Source organism: Komagataeibacter sp. FXV3 (assembly GCF_015155755.1).
In the GTDB taxonomy this organism is placed as follows: domain Bacteria; phylum Pseudomonadota; class Alphaproteobacteria; order Acetobacterales; family Acetobacteraceae; genus Komagataeibacter.
Map to the genome: position 1 here is coordinate 14,927 of NZ_VWPI01000006.1, position 16,055 is coordinate 30,981.

The 16,055-nt window shown below is 57.3% G+C and carries 11 protein-coding genes, 5 pseudogenes and 1 other annotated feature; of the genes and pseudogenes, 6 read left to right on the top strand and 10 right to left on the bottom strand.

The window, feature by feature from the left end; all coding sequences use genetic code 11:
* Window positions 1-232 precede the first annotated feature (232 nt).
* Window positions 233-1,030 (top strand): annotated as a pseudogene (locus F1542_RS00545) (IS5 family transposase).
* Between the two features lie 162 nt (window positions 1,031-1,192).
* Here the strand turns inward: F1542_RS00545 and F1542_RS00550 are convergent.
* Window positions 1,193-1,541: pseudogene (locus F1542_RS00550) on the bottom strand (transposase); the annotation flags it as partial.
* 43 nt (window positions 1,542-1,584) lie between these two features.
* On the opposite strand from F1542_RS00550, the gene F1542_RS00555 reads away from it, so the two are divergent.
* A protein-coding gene (locus F1542_RS00555; protein ID WP_193731294.1) for an IS3 family transposase occupies window positions 1,585-2,795 on the top strand; the annotation gives its coding sequence in 2 pieces (ribosomal slippage) (window positions 1,585-1,870 and window positions 1,870-2,795; 1,212 coding nt in all).
* Window positions 1,863-1,979 (top strand) — a sequence feature (AL1L pseudoknot). Its footprint overlaps the gene before it by 117 nt.
* Window positions 2,796-2,999: 204 nt before the next feature.
* Here the strand turns inward: F1542_RS00555 and F1542_RS00560 are convergent.
* The 5 genes from F1542_RS00560 to F1542_RS00580 all read right to left on the bottom strand — a co-directional run bounded on the left by F1542_RS00560 (window position 3,000) and on the right by F1542_RS00580 (window position 9,478).
* Window positions 3,000-4,451: an efflux transporter outer membrane subunit gene (locus F1542_RS00560; RefSeq protein WP_193731295.1), complete on the bottom strand. Its 1,452-nt coding sequence runs from the start codon at window positions 4,449-4,451 to the stop codon at window positions 3,000-3,002.
* Complete coding sequence (locus F1542_RS00565; RefSeq protein WP_193731296.1) at window positions 4,444-7,482, bottom strand: efflux RND transporter permease subunit; 3,039 nt, start codon at window positions 7,480-7,482, stop codon at window positions 4,444-4,446. The genes F1542_RS00560 and F1542_RS00565 overlap by 8 nt, the downstream gene beginning before the upstream one ends.
* Window positions 7,482-8,456, bottom strand: a complete 975-nt coding sequence (locus tag F1542_RS00570) for an efflux RND transporter periplasmic adaptor subunit (protein WP_408886210.1) — start codon at window positions 8,454-8,456, stop codon at window positions 7,482-7,484. Before F1542_RS00570 ends, F1542_RS00565 begins: the two co-directional genes overlap by 1 nt.
* A gap of 148 nt (window positions 8,457-8,604) precedes the next feature.
* Window positions 8,605-8,799: a hypothetical protein gene (locus tag F1542_RS00575; RefSeq protein ID WP_227672323.1), complete on the bottom strand. Its 195-nt coding sequence runs from the start codon at window positions 8,797-8,799 to the stop codon at window positions 8,605-8,607.
* Between the two features lie 46 nt (window positions 8,800-8,845).
* Window positions 8,846-9,478 carry a TetR/AcrR family transcriptional regulator gene (locus F1542_RS00580; protein ID WP_227672333.1) on the bottom strand — a complete coding sequence of 211 codons (633 nt, stop codon included), beginning with the start codon at window positions 9,476-9,478 and terminating at the stop codon, window positions 8,846-8,848.
* Window positions 9,479-9,594: 116 nt separating this feature from the next.
* Between F1542_RS00580 and F1542_RS00585 the strand changes: the two are divergent.
* Window positions 9,595-9,837, top strand: a pseudogene (locus F1542_RS00585) (transposase); the annotation flags it as partial.
* On the opposite strand, the gene F1542_RS00590 reads toward F1542_RS00585, so the two are convergent.
* A complete protein-coding gene (locus tag F1542_RS00590) occupies window positions 9,764-10,216 on the bottom strand; it encodes a helix-turn-helix domain-containing protein (protein ID WP_346011735.1) in 453 nt (150 codons plus the stop codon). The pseudogene F1542_RS00585 and the gene F1542_RS00590 sit on opposite strands and share 74 nt — an antisense overlap.
* 18 nt (window positions 10,217-10,234) lie before the next feature.
* Window positions 10,235-11,181 (bottom strand): IS630 family transposase gene (locus F1542_RS00595; protein WP_227672325.1). Its coding sequence is split into 2 segments (ribosomal slippage): window positions 10,235-10,842 and window positions 10,842-11,181, totalling 948 coding nucleotides; the frame shifts between segments, so codons are not numbered across the junction.
* 107 nt (window positions 11,182-11,288) lie between these two features.
* On the opposite strand from F1542_RS00595, the pseudogene F1542_RS17310 reads away from it, so the two are divergent.
* Window positions 11,289-11,483: pseudogene (locus tag F1542_RS17310) on the top strand (glutathione S-transferase N-terminal domain-containing protein); the annotation flags it as partial.
* 34 nt (window positions 11,484-11,517) lie between these two features.
* Window positions 11,518-11,793: pseudogene (locus F1542_RS16985) on the top strand (IS110 family transposase); the annotation flags it as partial.
* Window positions 11,794-12,156: 363 nt separating this feature from the next.
* Here the strand turns inward: F1542_RS16985 and F1542_RS00605 are convergent.
* Both F1542_RS00605 and F1542_RS00610 read right to left on the bottom strand, forming a co-directional pair.
* Window positions 12,157-13,632 carry an aldehyde dehydrogenase family protein gene (locus F1542_RS00605; protein ID WP_346011733.1) on the bottom strand — a complete coding sequence of 492 codons (1,476 nt, stop codon included), beginning with the start codon at window positions 13,630-13,632 and terminating at the stop codon, window positions 12,157-12,159.
* A gap of 38 nt (window positions 13,633-13,670) precedes the next feature.
* Window positions 13,671-15,221, bottom strand: a complete 1,551-nt coding sequence (locus F1542_RS00610; RefSeq protein WP_193731299.1) for a GMC family oxidoreductase — start codon at window positions 15,219-15,221, stop codon at window positions 13,671-13,673.
* Between the two features lie 319 nt (window positions 15,222-15,540).
* Between F1542_RS00610 and F1542_RS00615 the strand changes: the two genes are divergently transcribed.
* A complete protein-coding gene (locus F1542_RS00615; protein WP_227672326.1) occupies window positions 15,541-16,053 on the top strand; it encodes a MarR family winged helix-turn-helix transcriptional regulator in 513 nt (170 codons plus the stop codon).
* The last annotated feature ends 2 nt before the right edge of the window (window positions 16,054-16,055 follow it).

Sequence of the window (16,055 nt, forward strand, 5' to 3'; positions counted from 1 at the left end):
CATGTTATGAACAAATTGTTCTTTTGTCATAATGAAGTAAATATAGTATTTTTGATATGAATCATTTACATTCTGGGGCACGAAAATATAAATGTAATTAATGTTTTTGTCATTTTCTATTTTTCTCTCATCATAACAGAAAAAATGTTCCCTGAGTGTCTGACCGAAAAGTAAGTTGAGTGATTTCACCGGGTTATGATTCCTGGGTTTGTGAAAACCTGATGAGATCAAGATGGCCTGGACTGAAATCACCCGCGCGCAGTATCGCCGGGACGACCTGGAGTATGCAAGCGACCTTCATGATGCGGAGTGGGCGCTGATTGCGCCTTTGATGCCCGAGAGGAAACGACTGGGGAGACCATGACGTACGGATTTGCGCCGGGTCATGGAGGCGATCCTTTATATCGTCACTACGGGTTGCCAGTGGCGACAATTGCCTCGTAACTTTCCCGCGTTCACGACCGTGCAGGGCTATTTCTACCGTTGGATCCGCGAGGGACGATGGGAAGCGATGAACCATATTCTCGTGATCCTGTCGCGTGAGCAGGACGGGCAAGACGCCACGCCTTCGGCAGGCATTATTGACAGCCAGTCGGTTAAAACCGCTGAAAACGGCGGTCCACGCGGTTATGACGCGGGCAAGAAGATCAAGGGCCGCAGGCGGCATATCACGACCGACACGCTGGGTCATGTCGTGGCAGCTGTCGTGCATCCCGCCGACATTCAGGATCGTGACGGCGCGCCGCTGGTAGCGATCTGATTGGTGATGGCGGGTATGCTGGCGAGAAGTTGCGTGGTGCGCTGGCTGAACTCGGCCGATGGACGATCGAAATCGTCAAGCGTAGCGATCGGGCCGAAGGCTTCGTCGTCCTGCCCAAACGCTGGATCGTGGAGCGCAGCTTTGCATGCGCTCGGACACTGCCGGCGCCTCACGAAGGATGTCGAGGCAACAATCTCGTCATCCTGCGCGTGGTTGATGATCGCCCATATCCGCAGAGTTCTGCGGAAAATCAATCAAACCGCTTTCTGATTCAGGCTCTGAGACCAATCGACTATAAAGAGCATGTTCACTATAATGTATAGGGCTAATGCACCATACTAGCACTACTTTGGCAGAATGTGTTGCGGGGTCTGGAGTAGAAGGTCTCCACAGTGCGGGCATTGCCCGATGGGTGGTCGCAGGATGCGATCAAGAATGGCCTGTCGTATTGCTGGCAGACTGGGCTGTGGTGGTGGGCCGGTGACTCTTTTTTTCGTCCGACCACCGTGAGGCGCCGGGACTGGAGAAAGGTGTAGGCCATCACGGACATCAGGGCGTGTCCGTGCAGGCCTATCCATGATCGTCCCTCAAAGTGATCGAGGCCCAGTTCCTCCTTGAGTTGCTGATGCGCCTGTTCGCAGACCCATCGGGCCTTGATCGCAGCGGCCAGTAGCCTGAGGGAGGTGTCGGCAGACAGGTTGGACAGATAGTATTTCCGTTCTCCGGTGGAACGGTGCTCGTCAATCAGCCAGGCTTCCTCCCCGGGCATATGAATTGCCCCGGGTTTTGTGGAGACAGCAAGACCCGTGAGGTAAGAAGAATTCATGAGTAACAAATCGAAGCGTTTTCCGCCTGAGTTTCGTGAACGTGCAGCCCGCATGGTTCTGGAGGAAGAGAAGAACCATCCTGCGCGGTGGTCTGCGGTGATGATGATCGCTCCAAAGCTGGATATTCACCCTGACACGCTGTCAAAATGGACCCGTCTGCATGAGCGGGCCAATGCGCCTGCGGTGAGTGAGTTGCCTGATCGGGAGAAGATCAGGCAACTGGAGCGGGAGAACCGCGAATTGCGTCAGGCCAATGAAATCCTGCGTAAGGCGTCGGCATATTTTGCCCAGGCGGAACTCGACCGCCGGTTCAGGCCATGACGCGCTTCATTGATGAACACCGGCAGACATATGGTGTCGGGTCAGTCTGCAAGATCCTGCCGATTGCGCCATCTGTCTATTATGCAACCGTGGCCAGGCAGAAAAATCCCTGTGTGCGCCGCCAGAAAGACAAAGAACTGTGCGATGAAATCCGCAGGGTATGGAACGATAATTTTTGTGTCTACGGAGTGCGCAAGGTCTGGCATCAGCTCAGACGCGAAGGCAGGACTATCGCCCGCTGCACGGTAGAGCGGCTGATGCGCCAGATGGGACTTAAAGGCGTCATTCGTGGCAAGGGGGTCATAACCACCCGACCTGATCCGCAACGTCCGTGTCCGCAGGATCTGGTGCAACGCCAGTTTCATGCTCCAGCCCCCAATAGGCTCTGGGTTTCGGATTTTACTTACGTTTCCATATGGCAGGGCTTTGTTTATGTGGCCTTCATCATTGATGTGTTTGCCCGCGTGATTGTGGGCTGGCGCGTCTCGTCCACCGCCCATACCGACTTCGTGCTGGACGCCCTGGAGCAGGCTCTGTGCCAGAGGCGGCCTGAGGGAAAAGTGACCCATCATTCGGACCGCGGCTGTCAGTATGTGTCCATTCGCTACACGCAAAGACTGGCTGAAGCGGGTCTCGTTGCTTCTGTCGGAAGCGTTGGAGATTCCTATGATAACGCTCTGGCTGAGACCATAAATGGTCTCTACAAAACCGAACTCATCTATCGGCAGGGGCCATGGAAAAACAAAGAAGCGGTTGAACTGGCAACACTTAAATGGGTCGACTGGTTCAACAATCGACGGATCCTGTCCGCCATTGGAAACATCCCGCCAGCAGAAGCTGAGGCTCGCTTTTATGCACAACAGAAATCACATGCATTAGCTGCGTAGTTCAGATAAAAACGTCTCCACAAAACCCGGGGCAATTCAGATCCTGCAATTAGATTTTTAGGTCTTATAAGATTTCTTATGCCAACAAAATGGATATCGCGAACCTCACATATCTGTCGGTCTGGAACTCTATAGCTGGTCTTCCATGAAACACCCATCACGCCCGTTGGGAATCCTTATTCCGAATTTTCTGCCAAAGTAATGCTAGATACCCAGTGCTGTTTTGAGATCAACGGCATTGGTCAGCAACGCTACATATGTTCTGGCAAGGTTTGCTTCACTTTCACTTTCAGAAAGAGCGGCAGTCAATAGTTCCTCCCGTGACATGTCACCATGCTGATAGCGTTTCTGAATTACTGCAGTGCGCGATTTTTCAGCATCAAGGAGAGAGAGCTGCCTTTGATATTGTGACCTGAAAAATTTTTCGTGTGACAACAGGTTTTCGATCTCAACCCATGCATTCAGAACGACGCTTTGATAAAATATACCCGCGCTCCTCTGTTCAGAATGGCGCAGCGCAAGCTGACTGGACAGACGCCCCCCATTAAAGATCGGGAGGGTAAGTGTCGGACCAAAGGACGTGTTGCGTGCATTCCACCCCAGTTCGGCCACCGTCAGGGCATCGAGACTGATCTGCCCTGTCAGGGTAACCTGCGGATAGAAATCGGCCTGCGCCATGCCAATCGTCGCTGTGGCCGCGTGAAGCCGCGCTTCCGCCGCCCGGATATCCGGACGTTTCCGGGCCATATCGGAAGGAATGTCAACAGCAACCTGTGGCATTGTCACATCCAGAAGGTCTGCGGGTTTTGCCAGTTCGGGTATGTCCGCATCCGGTCGCCCTGCCGCAAGCACGGCCAGTGCCCGATGTAACGAAGCCTGTTGCAGGGCAAGTTCATCTTTTTCACCAAGTGCGGCCTGAGTAACGCTTTGCTGCTTCTCCAGATCAACACCTGCAAGGAGACCGCGTGCATTGACAGCCTTGGCTATGGCCAGAAGCTGCGTTGCCCGTTCCAGCGATTTTTCGGCGCGTTTCAGGCGGTCCGAAACCCACAGCCACTGAAAATAGGTTCTTGCAATTTCTGCCTGTGTCGAAAGATGCATGGCATCCACATCGGCCTGTACGGCAGACAACTCCGCCTTTGCCGCCTCCCTTAGCCGACGCTGGCGTCCCCAGATATCCAGTTCCCATGAGGCCACCGCGCCAATACTGTAATTTGTATAGGAGACACCTTCCGGCTCCTGCCTCAGTGCATCCGGGGCAAGACCCAGCAGGGGCTGCAAAACCTCCCCTACCCCCGCTGTGGCAAGGCGGTCATGCGTATAGGAAGCCTGCCCGTTCAGTGACGGAAGACTCTCAGCCGATGCGGCGCGACGCTGTATGCGGGCGGCTTTGACCCGTTCACGTGCCAGCGCCATATCAAGATTTCCGCTTTCGGCACGAAGCATGAGCTGATCGAGCACAGGATCATTGAACATACGCCACCAAGGCAGGGATGACGGGGGCGAGTGCACCACAGCCCCGGCATTCTGCCACTGCTCCGGCAGCACCGGCTTCGGCCGCACGAAATCTGGCCCCATAGTGCAGCCGGCTACCACAAGCAGCACGGGAAACAGAAGCATGCGCGCCCTGTAATGGAAAGAGCGCATTTCAGACATGGACGGCTGCTTTCATGGTGGTGGCCTTGCGGTCGAACAGGACAGCGTAGAACGCGGGCACGGCAATCAGGGTCAGGGCCGTGCCACCAACAAGCCCGCCAATCATGACAATGGCCATTGGCCCCCAGAACACATTGAAGCTCAGGGGAATGAAAGCCAGAATTGCCGCCACCGCCGTCAGGCAGACAGGGCGCACGCGGGTCAGCGTCGCATCAATGATGGCCGCATGCAGCGATGTGGCGCCCTGGTGACTGGCCTGGATCTGATCGACCAGCAGGATCGTATTGCGCATGATCATGCCGGCCAGGGCAATAAGCCCTAGCAGGGCCACAAAGCCAAACGGCGCCCCTGTCACCAGCAGGCCGGGCACCATCCCGATCAGGCCAAGTGGTGCCGAAAACAGCACAAGCAGGGAGCGGCTGAAGCTTTGCAACTGAATCATCAGCGCCAGAAGCATCAGCCCCCCGGTCAGCGGAAGGAAAGCGAAGATCGCACTATCCGCTGTTGAGGAAAGCTCCACGTCTCCCCCCGTTTCAATCCTGTATCCCGCAGGAAGGCGCATGCGCAGGGCTTCCATTGCTGGCGTTGCGCGCTGCACCACAGTCGCGGGCTGGATGTCCGTTGCAACACCCGACTGAACGGTCATGCAGAGTTCGCCATTTCTCTGCCACAGGATCGGGAAGTCGGTTGTCACCTGTATGGTGCCAAGCTGACCAAGCGGCACGACCCCGGTTCCCGTTACAATGGGGAGGTTCGTCCATAGCCCGGGATCAGAGCGCACGGAGCGGGCGGCCCGCACCATGACCGGGATATGATGGTGACCATCGGGAATATCACCTGCGACCTGTCCGGAAATGGCCGCCTGAAGCTGTGCGGCAACACTGGCGCGATCTGTCTGGAAATATGCGAGTTTATCCGGATCCGCTTCAAGGGTCAGGCTGGGTGTCCGGTTCCCCCAGTCTGCCTGCACCGAGACCGCGCCTTGTGTACCGCGCAGGATTTCATCCACGTTGCGTGCAATGGCCCGCAAGGTGTCCAGATCTGGCCCTATGATGCGGTACTGTACCGGAAAGTCAGCGGTGGGGCCCAGCGACAGACGCTGCACATGCAGGTGCACGCCTGCAGGCAGGGAGATTGCCTCAACCTGCTGGATAAGCTGTTCCCGTGCATCAAGGTCCTGTGCAACCAGAAGGAGTGTCGCGTGGGCGGCACTGGGTGTGGCCGGGGCATACGGAAGGTAAAAGCGCGGCGCGCCATCGCCAATATGGGCCTGCATGTGGCGCAGCGATGGGCTTCCCGCCAGGCGCTTTTCCATGATGCCGACGGCCGCATCGGTTTCCCCAATGGCTGTTCCCGGTGGCATGGCAACATCCACGATCACTTCCGGGCGATCGGATTGCGGGAAAAACTGCTGGTCAACAAACATAAAACCGCCGCACGCTACGATCAGCAGCATGACCGTGCCACCCGCTACGGCTTTTTTATATCGCAGGCTGGCGCTAAGCATGTGGCGCAGCATACCCGTCAGCCGGGACTCACGTGATGCCTGTGAGGGCTGCCTGGCCTCAGGCAAGAGATGAACCCCCAGAAACGGGATGAAAACGACCGCCACAACCCAGCTGAACAGCAGTGCCGCGGCACTGACCCAGAAAATTTCACCGGCGTATTCACCCGTTGTCGACTGCGCCAGGCCAACCGGCAGAAAGCTTACAACCGTCAGCACCGTGCCCGTCAGCATTGGAAATGCGGTGTGGCTCCACGCGAAAGAGGCTGCCTCTTCGCGGCTGCGCCCCTGTTCAAGCTTCACGACCATCGCTTCGATACTGATGATGGCATCATCTACCAGCAGCCCGAGGGAAAGGATGAGAGCGCCAAGCGAAATACGGTCGAGCCCGATATGCTCCGTGCCCATATACAGGCTGACCCCGGCAAGCGTCAGCGGCACGGAGCAGGCTACGATAATCCCCGCTTTCAGGCCCAGGCTGACAAAAGCCACCAGAAGAACAACACTCAGCGCCACGACGAACTTGATCAGGAATGTATTTACGGCCTCCCGGATAACCCGGCTCTGGTCTTCCACCTGCGTCAGCGTCATCCCCGCGGGCAGCGTTGCCGAGGCCGCCGCCTTCTCAAGCGCCCTGCCCAGCGCAAGTCCGTCCGCGCCGTCAGCCATTGCGACAGCAATGACAACGGCCGGCCTGCCCCCGTAACGGATCAGCGACGGTGCCGGGTCTGCATACTCACGGCTCACCTGGGCAATATCCCTGACACGGATGGTGCCGGAATGGCCTGCCAGTGGCGTCTCTTCAACGGACTGCACACCGTCGAGGGCCCCGGACATATTCATGGGAACAACGGTTGTAAAATCCACCGAGCCACCAGATGCCAGGGCCGATCGGCCCTGAAGCGACCTTGCCACCTGATCGGGACTTATTCCCCTTGCGGCAGTCTGTTGCGGATCAAGATCGACGCTAACCTGCCGGGGGATCTCGCCGCTGATCTGGACCTTGCCTACGCCATGAACAGCCTGGAAAATCTTCTTCAGATATTCGGATTCCCTGATGAGGTCTGCATTTTCTCCCCCGGTCAGGGTAAATACATAGCCATAGACATCGGCATAATCATCATTGGCGGCGAGCGTCACGCCAGACGGCAGGCTGGGAGAAAGGTCGGACAGTCGATTACGGACCCGCTGCCAGATAACCGGAACACGTTCCTTTCGTTCGTCATCGCGCAGGAATATCTGCGTCACGCAGGCTGCCGGAACGCAATATGTGCTGAGAACATCTATGGCTTCGATATCACGCAGCCCCTGCTCAAGTGGTTCGGCAACCTGCCTTTGCATCTGCTGGGCGCTTGCGCCCGGCCATTGGGCAGAAACAATCATGTTCTTGAGCGTGAAAGCGGGATCTTCCGCCCGGCCCAGGTGAAAAAAACCGTATCCACCGGCAAGGAAAAGACAGGCCATCATGAAGCTGACAAGTGCCGGATGGCCAACAGCCCAGCGTGAGACGTTGAAACGATCCATCATCAGCGTTCACCTGCCTGCCCGGCAACAAGAACAGCCTGTCCCTGCTGGAACGAACCGTCAGTATTGGTGACAATCCATTCACCGTCCGTCAGGCCTTCAACCAGCGCATCTGCCCCTCTCAGCCCGACAATACGGACGCGTCGCAGGACAAGATGGGGCGCCTGCCCATCCGTCAACCCCCACAGATGGGCATGCGTCTGGCCTGCTGAATCCACGGCAGTAAGCGGCACGCGCACGGCATGGGACACGTCATGCGCGGCAAGGACAACAGTGACGAGGCTGTTGACAGCCACGGGAAGCGGATGATCCAGTTCCAATTTGACATCCTGCATCTGGCTGGTTGCATCAACCGCGCCAATTTCCCTGATGGCAGCCTGAACGGGCTGGCCATCCTGATCAGGCAGGCCAACTTCCGCCCTGGCACCAACACTCCAGAATGAAGATGATGGAACCTTGAAATGGACTTCAGGTGCCCCTGCGGACAGCCGTATGATTTCGCTCCCGGCACCAACCAGGCTACCCGGAACACCCGTGACGCTCATGATCCAGCCATCTTCAGACGCCCGGATTCTGCTTTCAGCCACCTGAATCTGGGCCTGCGTCAGGGCGGCAAGGGCTGATCTGTATTTTCCCTGTGCCAGATGCCACGAATAGGCACGTTCTTCGACTGCTCCGGCGGATAGCCCCCCTATGGTGTCCAGTCCCCGGCTTCTTTTATATGTTGCGGCAGCCTGATTCATTTCGGCGCGGGCGGCATCAACCTCGCCCTGTGCCTGGGCTTCCATCTCTAGCAGTAGCCTGTCTTCAAATGTGGCTAGAACATCGCCCTGATGAACATATTGACCGCTGACAACCGATACTGATGTCAGGCGCCCGGCCTGTGTCGGGGCGAGAGAAATACTTCTTTCGGCCTCGTATAATCCAATGAAGACAGCCTTCTGTGGAGAGGCGTCATGCACTCTGAGGGCCTGCACAACCGGTAGGGCTGCATGTTTTACCGGGGAAGAGGTCGGCTTGCACCCTAAAAGGCATGATGCCGCAACCAGAGGCAGCACCCTTGTCAGGATGTCTGTGCACGTTCGACAGGACATGTTGATTTCCGAAAAATACAGGATTTTTTCTTTACGGCAGTGCCGCGATAGCCGAAATTCCCAACAGGACAAGAATAATCATGGTGGCCTGTTGCCCATTAAACCGGTTCCGGAAGTAGAACCAGCCAGCAAAAAAGATGAACGACGATATATAGCCTGCCATCATGACGGCCATTGGCGGAGCTCTGGTAAAACCCAGAGCCTGTTTCTGCGCCGCGGTTGCCATGACACCTGAAACAACCGTCCATGACAAAGAGAAAATTCCCTGCATTTCAGCCGGCTTTATCAGGGGCCTGTGTTAACTGCACCATCAGGTCATGCAGGCTGTCGCGCATGGTCTGGTCTATAATACCAGCCTCCAGAATGTCCCACAGGGAAAGGCCATCAGCAGCCATACAGGCGAGCAGAAGGGCTGGAGTCATGTTCTCGAACAGGCCGATGGAGCGGATAACGCTCCAGTAATGCTGGATCCATTCCTGACTGAGTTGTGGATCAATCAGCATGGCTGCAAGCAGATGACGAATGATGACCGGCGTCTCTTTCGCTTCATCATGGTTAAACCCGATATACGCCCGCGCAGACCTGCCGAACGCAACAGGATCATCCTGCATGGAGGTAAGCATCTCACGCCTGAACAGGTCCATTTCACGCATGAAAAGCCCGTCCAGCAGGGCTTTCTTGTTCGGGAAATGGTGCAGCAGGCCGCCTTTGCTGACGTTTGCCTCCCTGGCTACCAGTTCCAGTGTAAACGCCTGAATGCCGTTCGTGATCAGTATCCGGCCTGCTGCGTTAAGCAGGTCGTTCTTTACGACTTCGGGTTTGTTGGTGCGTTTTGGTTTTCTGGTCATGCCTATTAAATACCGTCCGGACGGTCGGTTTTCAAGAAAAAAATAGGGGACGAGCATAGCCAAGACGCTATTGATTTTTTTTGCAGCATCGCGTGCGGATAGACAGCACTAACGAACTCGCTACCCTAGAGGGTGTTATGTACTTTCGTGCATGATTGGTTCAGTAATGCTGAATGACGCAAGTTCGGAAGCCGTATTCCTCTGACGTATCAGACGAAGAATGGTCGTTGGTTGTCCCGTATCTGGTTCTGATGCGAGAGGATGTGGAACAGCGGCGGCATGATCTGCGCGAACTGTTCAACGGTCTGCGCTACGTGATCCGCTACGGGATTGCCTAGCGCGTCATGCCGAACGATCTGCCGCCCTGGTCGGCAGTCTATCAGCAATCTCGTCGCTGGATGGAGGCAGGCTGCTTCGAAGCATCGCGGATAGGATCGTATCCAGCCATGCGACATTGATGTCGGCAAAAGTCTGAACCTCATGCCTGACGGCTTCCGGCAGGTCCGCATATTCAGCACTCATGAAACTGCACAGGCACAGGCGGTTGCCGTTTTCGAGCGATCGGCGGAACATCTCGGGATAACGGCGCAGACATAGGCGGAGATCGGGAGTTTCTGCCTGCATGGCGTCAAGCGCGGCCCTGATATCCTCCCAATAACGCCGTGCAACCGCAGCACCCAGATCGGCCTTGCTGGGAAAGTAATAATAGATACTGGCTGCCTTGATGCCGACTTCCTCCGCCAGATCACGGAAATTCAGGCCGTTATAGCCATGCATCTGCGCGGCCCGTCTTATGGCTAGAGCACGTCCACTTTATTCCGGCTCATATCCAGCGGCTGTAAAGAAGTTGGCGCATGCGTCAGGAGTGAAAGCATCCAGGACTGATCCGGCGGCATCCCACAAGGTTGTGACGGTTCTTGCTGCCCTGGCGCGTAAAAGGGCTTTGAGTTTGGCGAATGCCATTTCGATCGGGTTGAAATCGGGACTATAGGGAGGCAGGAACATCATCTGTGCCCCCACTCGTTCGATGGCCTTCCGCGCTCCCGGAACCTTGTGGACGGGCAGATTGTCCAGCACGATAATATCGCCTGGGCTCAGCGTCGGCACGAGAACATGCTCCACATAGGCCTGAAAAATCTCGCTGTTCATGGCGCCATCATGGACGAAGGGTGCGGTCATGCCCGTGAGGCGCAGGCCAGCGGTGAAAGTGGTGGTTTTCCAATGGCCATGAGGAACGCCTGCCCGACAGCGTTCTCCGCGTAAAGCACGACCACGCAGACGGGCCATCTTCGTGGAGAGACAGGTTTCATCAATGAAGACCAGACGGTGCGGATCGAGGTCAGCCTGGCCGTCGAACCAGTCCTGCCGACGTTTCAGGATATCTTCACGCTCCTGCTCCAATGCATGTGCGGTCTTTTTTTGAATGTCCACCTATGCTGACGCAGCCATCGACTGAGCATGCTGCGGCCGATCCCGACGGATTGCTCATCCTTCAGGCGCGCTACCATCTCCTTGAGCGTGATATCTTTCTGCGCTTCGATCATGCCGACGATAAAGGCTTCATGTCCGTCCAGCTTTGAGCCGCGTGGCTTGCCCGGACGCCGCGCCGCCCGTTCGCCGCTTTCACGCTCACGCCGGAGCCACCGGATCGCCGTCGAAATCCCGATCCCGAACCGCTTCGCCACTGAACGGGCTGACCCGCACGCTGCTCCGGCTTCCAGAACGCGCACCCGAAGATCGTCACTCAATGCTCGTGCCATCACCATCTCCATCAATGGAAACGGTGAATCACAATCTATGCCCCTTGTCACCCCACACGATTCATCGTTCAGTGGACGTGCTCTAGCCCACCGGCTCCTATCCGGCCCGCGTCCGGATTGCCCTGACTGCAAAAAATCTCTTGTCTGATGTCGAATTCGTGCCGATCAACCTGTGGAAAGGCGAACACAAAAAAGCTGATTTCCTCGCCAAAAATTATTCCGGAACCTTGCCGGTCTTCGAACTTGAGGATGGAACCTGCCTTGCGGAATGTACGGCCATCACGGTCTATCTCGATGCACTTGTTGGAGAACCCACGCTGACCGGCCGAATGCCGCTTGAGAAAAGTGTTTCAACTCCACGGCGTGAATGCCGAAGATCAGGTTGCGCCAAGCCGGAAACTGAGCCGGCATCAGATGATCCGGTTTTTCGAGAAACTTCCGCCGACAGTGATTGGCATTGAAGCCTGTGAGGCCTCCCATCACCGGGCCAGAACCCTTGGCGCACTTGGCCACAAAGTAAGGCTGATGGCGCCACAGCTTGTCAAACCGTACGTCAGGCGCAGCAAGAATGATGCGGCAGATGCCGAGGCTCTCTGTGAGGCGATGAGCCGTCTGGCTGCGTACAGACAGGCGGACCCCACTCCAGTGCCGTGACCACAGCAGTGGGGCACCCTGCGGCGTGGGCCTGACGACCTGTGCACCCGGATTGCGTTCCTGCTGACCGCGATCCGTCCTCCCTTCCATCCGAAATCAGCCATGCGGATGTCATGACGCCAGAAAGCGACAGACAGCCAGTCTTCGTCTCCTATGGCTGTTTCACGCAATCGGACAGCATGGCGGGACTGCCGTCACTGTTCTTCTTGGTGAAAATACACGCGTATACCCTGCCCATCGGCATGATGCTGTCTGCTCCCGTAATCACGGCACTATGGTGCAGGACGTACTGCAACGACAATAAATCAGCCCGGGGAGACATCAGAAGGGAAAACTGTTCTTTCCCAGCTGGATCGTGATCCATTTTACTTCCGTCATTTCTTCCATGGAATAGCGTCCGCCTTCCCTGCCAAAGCCACTGTTCTTTACGCCGCCAAAGGGCACGTGGGGTTCATCTGAAATAGTGCAGTCATTGACATGGACCATGCCGGATTCAAGGCGCAGCGACAGGTCAAACGCTTTTTGCAGATCATTGGTGATAACGGCGGCGGACAGGCCGTATGACGTGTCATTCGCCAGTCTCAACGCATCTTCCGCATCCTGCGCACGAAAGATGGATACGATGGGACCGAAGCTTTCCTCATGATAAATACGCATCGCCGGTGTCACGCCTGTCAGGATGGTTGGCGCGTAATACGGGCCATCATGCGTACCACCCAGCATGACCGTGGCGCCATGGGCGCGGGCATCCACGATATGCCCGTCAATGAAGTCGCATTGCGCAGGACGGATCAGCGGTCCGATCACCGTTGCCGGGTCGCGTGGGTCGCCTGTCCTGATCGTGCGGGCCTTTGCGACGAATTTTTCACAGAATGCATCATATAGCGGTGCTTCCACGATCACGCGCGAACTGGCCATGCAGACCTGCCCCTGATGCAGGAAAATGCCAAATGCCGCTGCATCCACAGCATAATCCGGATCGGCATCCTTCAGCACGATCAGCGGGCTTTTCCCGCCCATTTCCAATGTAAAGCGCTTCAGGTTGCGCGCCGCCTCCATCGCCAGATGTTTGCCCGTGCACGTTGAACCGGTAAACGTGATCTTGCGTACACGCGGGTCACGCACCAGTGCCTCCCCCACTGCTACACGGTCCCCGACCACGACGTTCAGCACACCTGGCGGCAATCCGGCCTCGGCAAATATATCGGCGATCAGTAGGCCCGAAACAGGCGTTTCCTCCGACGGTTTCAGGATAAAGGTATTCCCCGCCGCTAGTGCCATGACCACTTTCTTCATGGACAGCAGAAAAGGGGAGTTGAAGGGCGCGATCCCGACAATGACCCCCAACGGCCGCCGCACCGACATGGAAACCTGCCCTGCCTGTGTCATGGGCATCGTTTCACCGAATGCATGCCGGACATCGCCGACAGCACTTTGCAAAAGGTCGATGACGTAATCGATTTCCCACAATGCCTTGGAAAAGACGGAGCCGCATTCCGCAATCAGCGCATCGCGTATTTCATCCCGGCGGCGGTGTATGACGTCGCGCACACGTAATAACAGGCATTCACGCGCGCCTGCCAGTGTCGCTCCCCATGTCCGGGCTGCGCGTGCGGCGGCATCCAGCGCGCGTTCGACTTCCGCCGGCCCTGCCTGTTCCACACGGGCGAACAGGGAACGATCAGCAGGGTTGAAATCATCAGCCAGTGGCTGTCCCGTACCGTGCACCCACGCACCATCAATATACAGCCGGTAGGTCGGCACACTATTAGTCAGGGAAAAGGATTCAGGGTTCACCGTTTATTTCTCCAGCCCATATTCGCGGATTATAATCATTACATGCCGTATTCCGACTGGATCAGCCTGACCGCGCGCGCGCCGATCATGGCGCAGGGGGCCATCGTGTTGCCACTGGTAATGCGCGGCATGACCGACCCATCGGCAATGCGCAGTCCCTGTACGCCATGGACCTTTAGCGACCCGTCCACCACCGATCGTTCATCACGTCCCATGCTGGCGGTACAGGTCTGATGGAAATAGGTGCCCGCCGCATCGCGTATGAACGTATTCATATCGGTCGTATCCAGTGGGCCGGGCATGACTTCACGCCGGACAAATTCCCGCAATTCCGGTGCATTACCCATTTCACGGCACAGTTCCGTGGCCCGCAGCAGCGCGTTGACATCTGCTTCCTCTGACAGGAAATTGGCGTTGATTCTTACCGGGTCATCAGGGTCCGCGCCAGTCAGTTCCACCGAACCCCGGCTTTTGGGCTGGATCAGGCCCGGCGCCAGCGTCCAGCACAGTGCGGGGTCGACCGGCAGGTTGTAGCGCGGCCCCGTGACCTCGCTGCCGAACGCCTTTTCCTCCAGCACTGGCTGGAGGTCCGGTCCCGGCAGGGCGGAATCACTTTTCCAGAAGAACGTGAACTCGGCCGAATTATTGCGCGGGGGTTCAGGCCGCCGGTATTCAAACACGCACCCGGCCAGCAGGATATGATCCTGAAAATTCTGCCCGACCCCCGGCAGGTGCTGGACCGTGCGTATGCCATGCTGCCACAGATGCGCCGCATTTCCTATGCCAGACAGCATCAGCACCTTTGGCGTATTGATGGCCCCCAGGCTCAGTACGACTTCGGGTGCGTAAAAACGCTGGACCTGACCGTCGCGCACGCATTCAACCCCAATGGCACGGCTGCCCTGCATGATCAGGCGGCGGACCGTGGTGCCCAGCAGGACCGTCAGATTGAGCCGGTCCATGCGTGGGCGGATGAAAGCCGTCGCCATGGAAACCCGCTGGTGATCGCCACGGACCGTCACGTTGGGAATGCCCGCGGCCCCGGCCTGTTCCATGGCTTCGGCATTCAGGTCCTCGACCGCCGGGATCCCCTGCGCCTGTGCCGCGCATACTAGTCCGTGCGCCACAGGCACGGGATTGGCCGGACGGGTGACATAAACGGGACCGCCAGATCCCCGCAGGCGGCTGTTAGGCGGCCCGTCCCAGTCTTCCAGCTGTTTGTACAGATCGACAACAGCATCATACCCCCAGCCCGGATCGCCCGTGACCTCGGCCCAGTAATCGAAATCGACCTTATGCCCACGTGCCCAGACCAGACCATTGGTGCTGGAGCCCCCCCCCAGTACGCGGCCCATGGGCAGTGGTGGGGTCCGGCCGTTCAGCGCGGGTTGGGACGTGGCGCGGAAACCCCAGTCATACTGGTTGCCGATATTGGACATCCATACACGGGAATCAGTAATGACGGGCACCCGGTCATCGCCGCCTGCTTCCAGCAACAGAATGCGCAGGTGCGGATTATCCGCCAGCCAGCCCGCAACAACACATCCCGATGTGCCGCCACCGCAGACAATAATATCGTAGTTTTCCATCAGCTTCACGATCCTGCCCCCTGTTTGCGCAGGCAGATTTTCCTGCGCTGCATGTCCGTCACCCCATCGGAGATGATAATGATACCCTGTGCATCCTTATGCATTGCCGCCTGTGATGCCGGCTTCTGACCGGCTGGCGGGATCATCCATTCCCTGCGCGGCCAACCTTCCTCCAAACATAAGTTCAGCATACTGAATAATCAGGCCATGCCATTCCGGCCGGAATTTGCGATTACGGGACAATGGTCACATTGTCTGGCATCACGAACTTTCCTTCGCCTACCCCCACCTGCACCACACGACAGGACTGGAGACCATATTGAACGACCTGCCGGACAGCGCCGCCCCGCCATCGGCGGATGCCACATCAAGCTTTTACCGCAACCATCTGTCCCATCGGGCGGGCTTCCTGATCCGGCGGCTGCACCAGATCCACCTATCCCTGTTTGCAGAGGAATGCGCGGACTTTGGCGTGACACCGGTGCAGTACAGCATCCTGACGGTCGCTGCCGTCCATCCTGACATCGATCAGGCCAGCCTGGGGCATGAAGTGGGCGTGGACCGGGCGACGCTGGCCAACGTGATCGCACGGCTGAAGGCGCACGGCCTTATCAGCCGCAGCAAGAAGGCAACCGACCGGCGGGTCAACCTGATCCGTGTCACGGCGCGTGGGTCGGCCGTACTGGCGCAGATGGACGGTGCGGCCCAGCGCGCGCATGAACGCACCGTAGCCGCCCTGCCCGAAAATGAACGTGCATTGTTCATAAGTTACCTTTCCTATCTGGTCGAAGCCGGAAACGAACACGGACGCGCGCCCCTGCGCATCGGGTAACA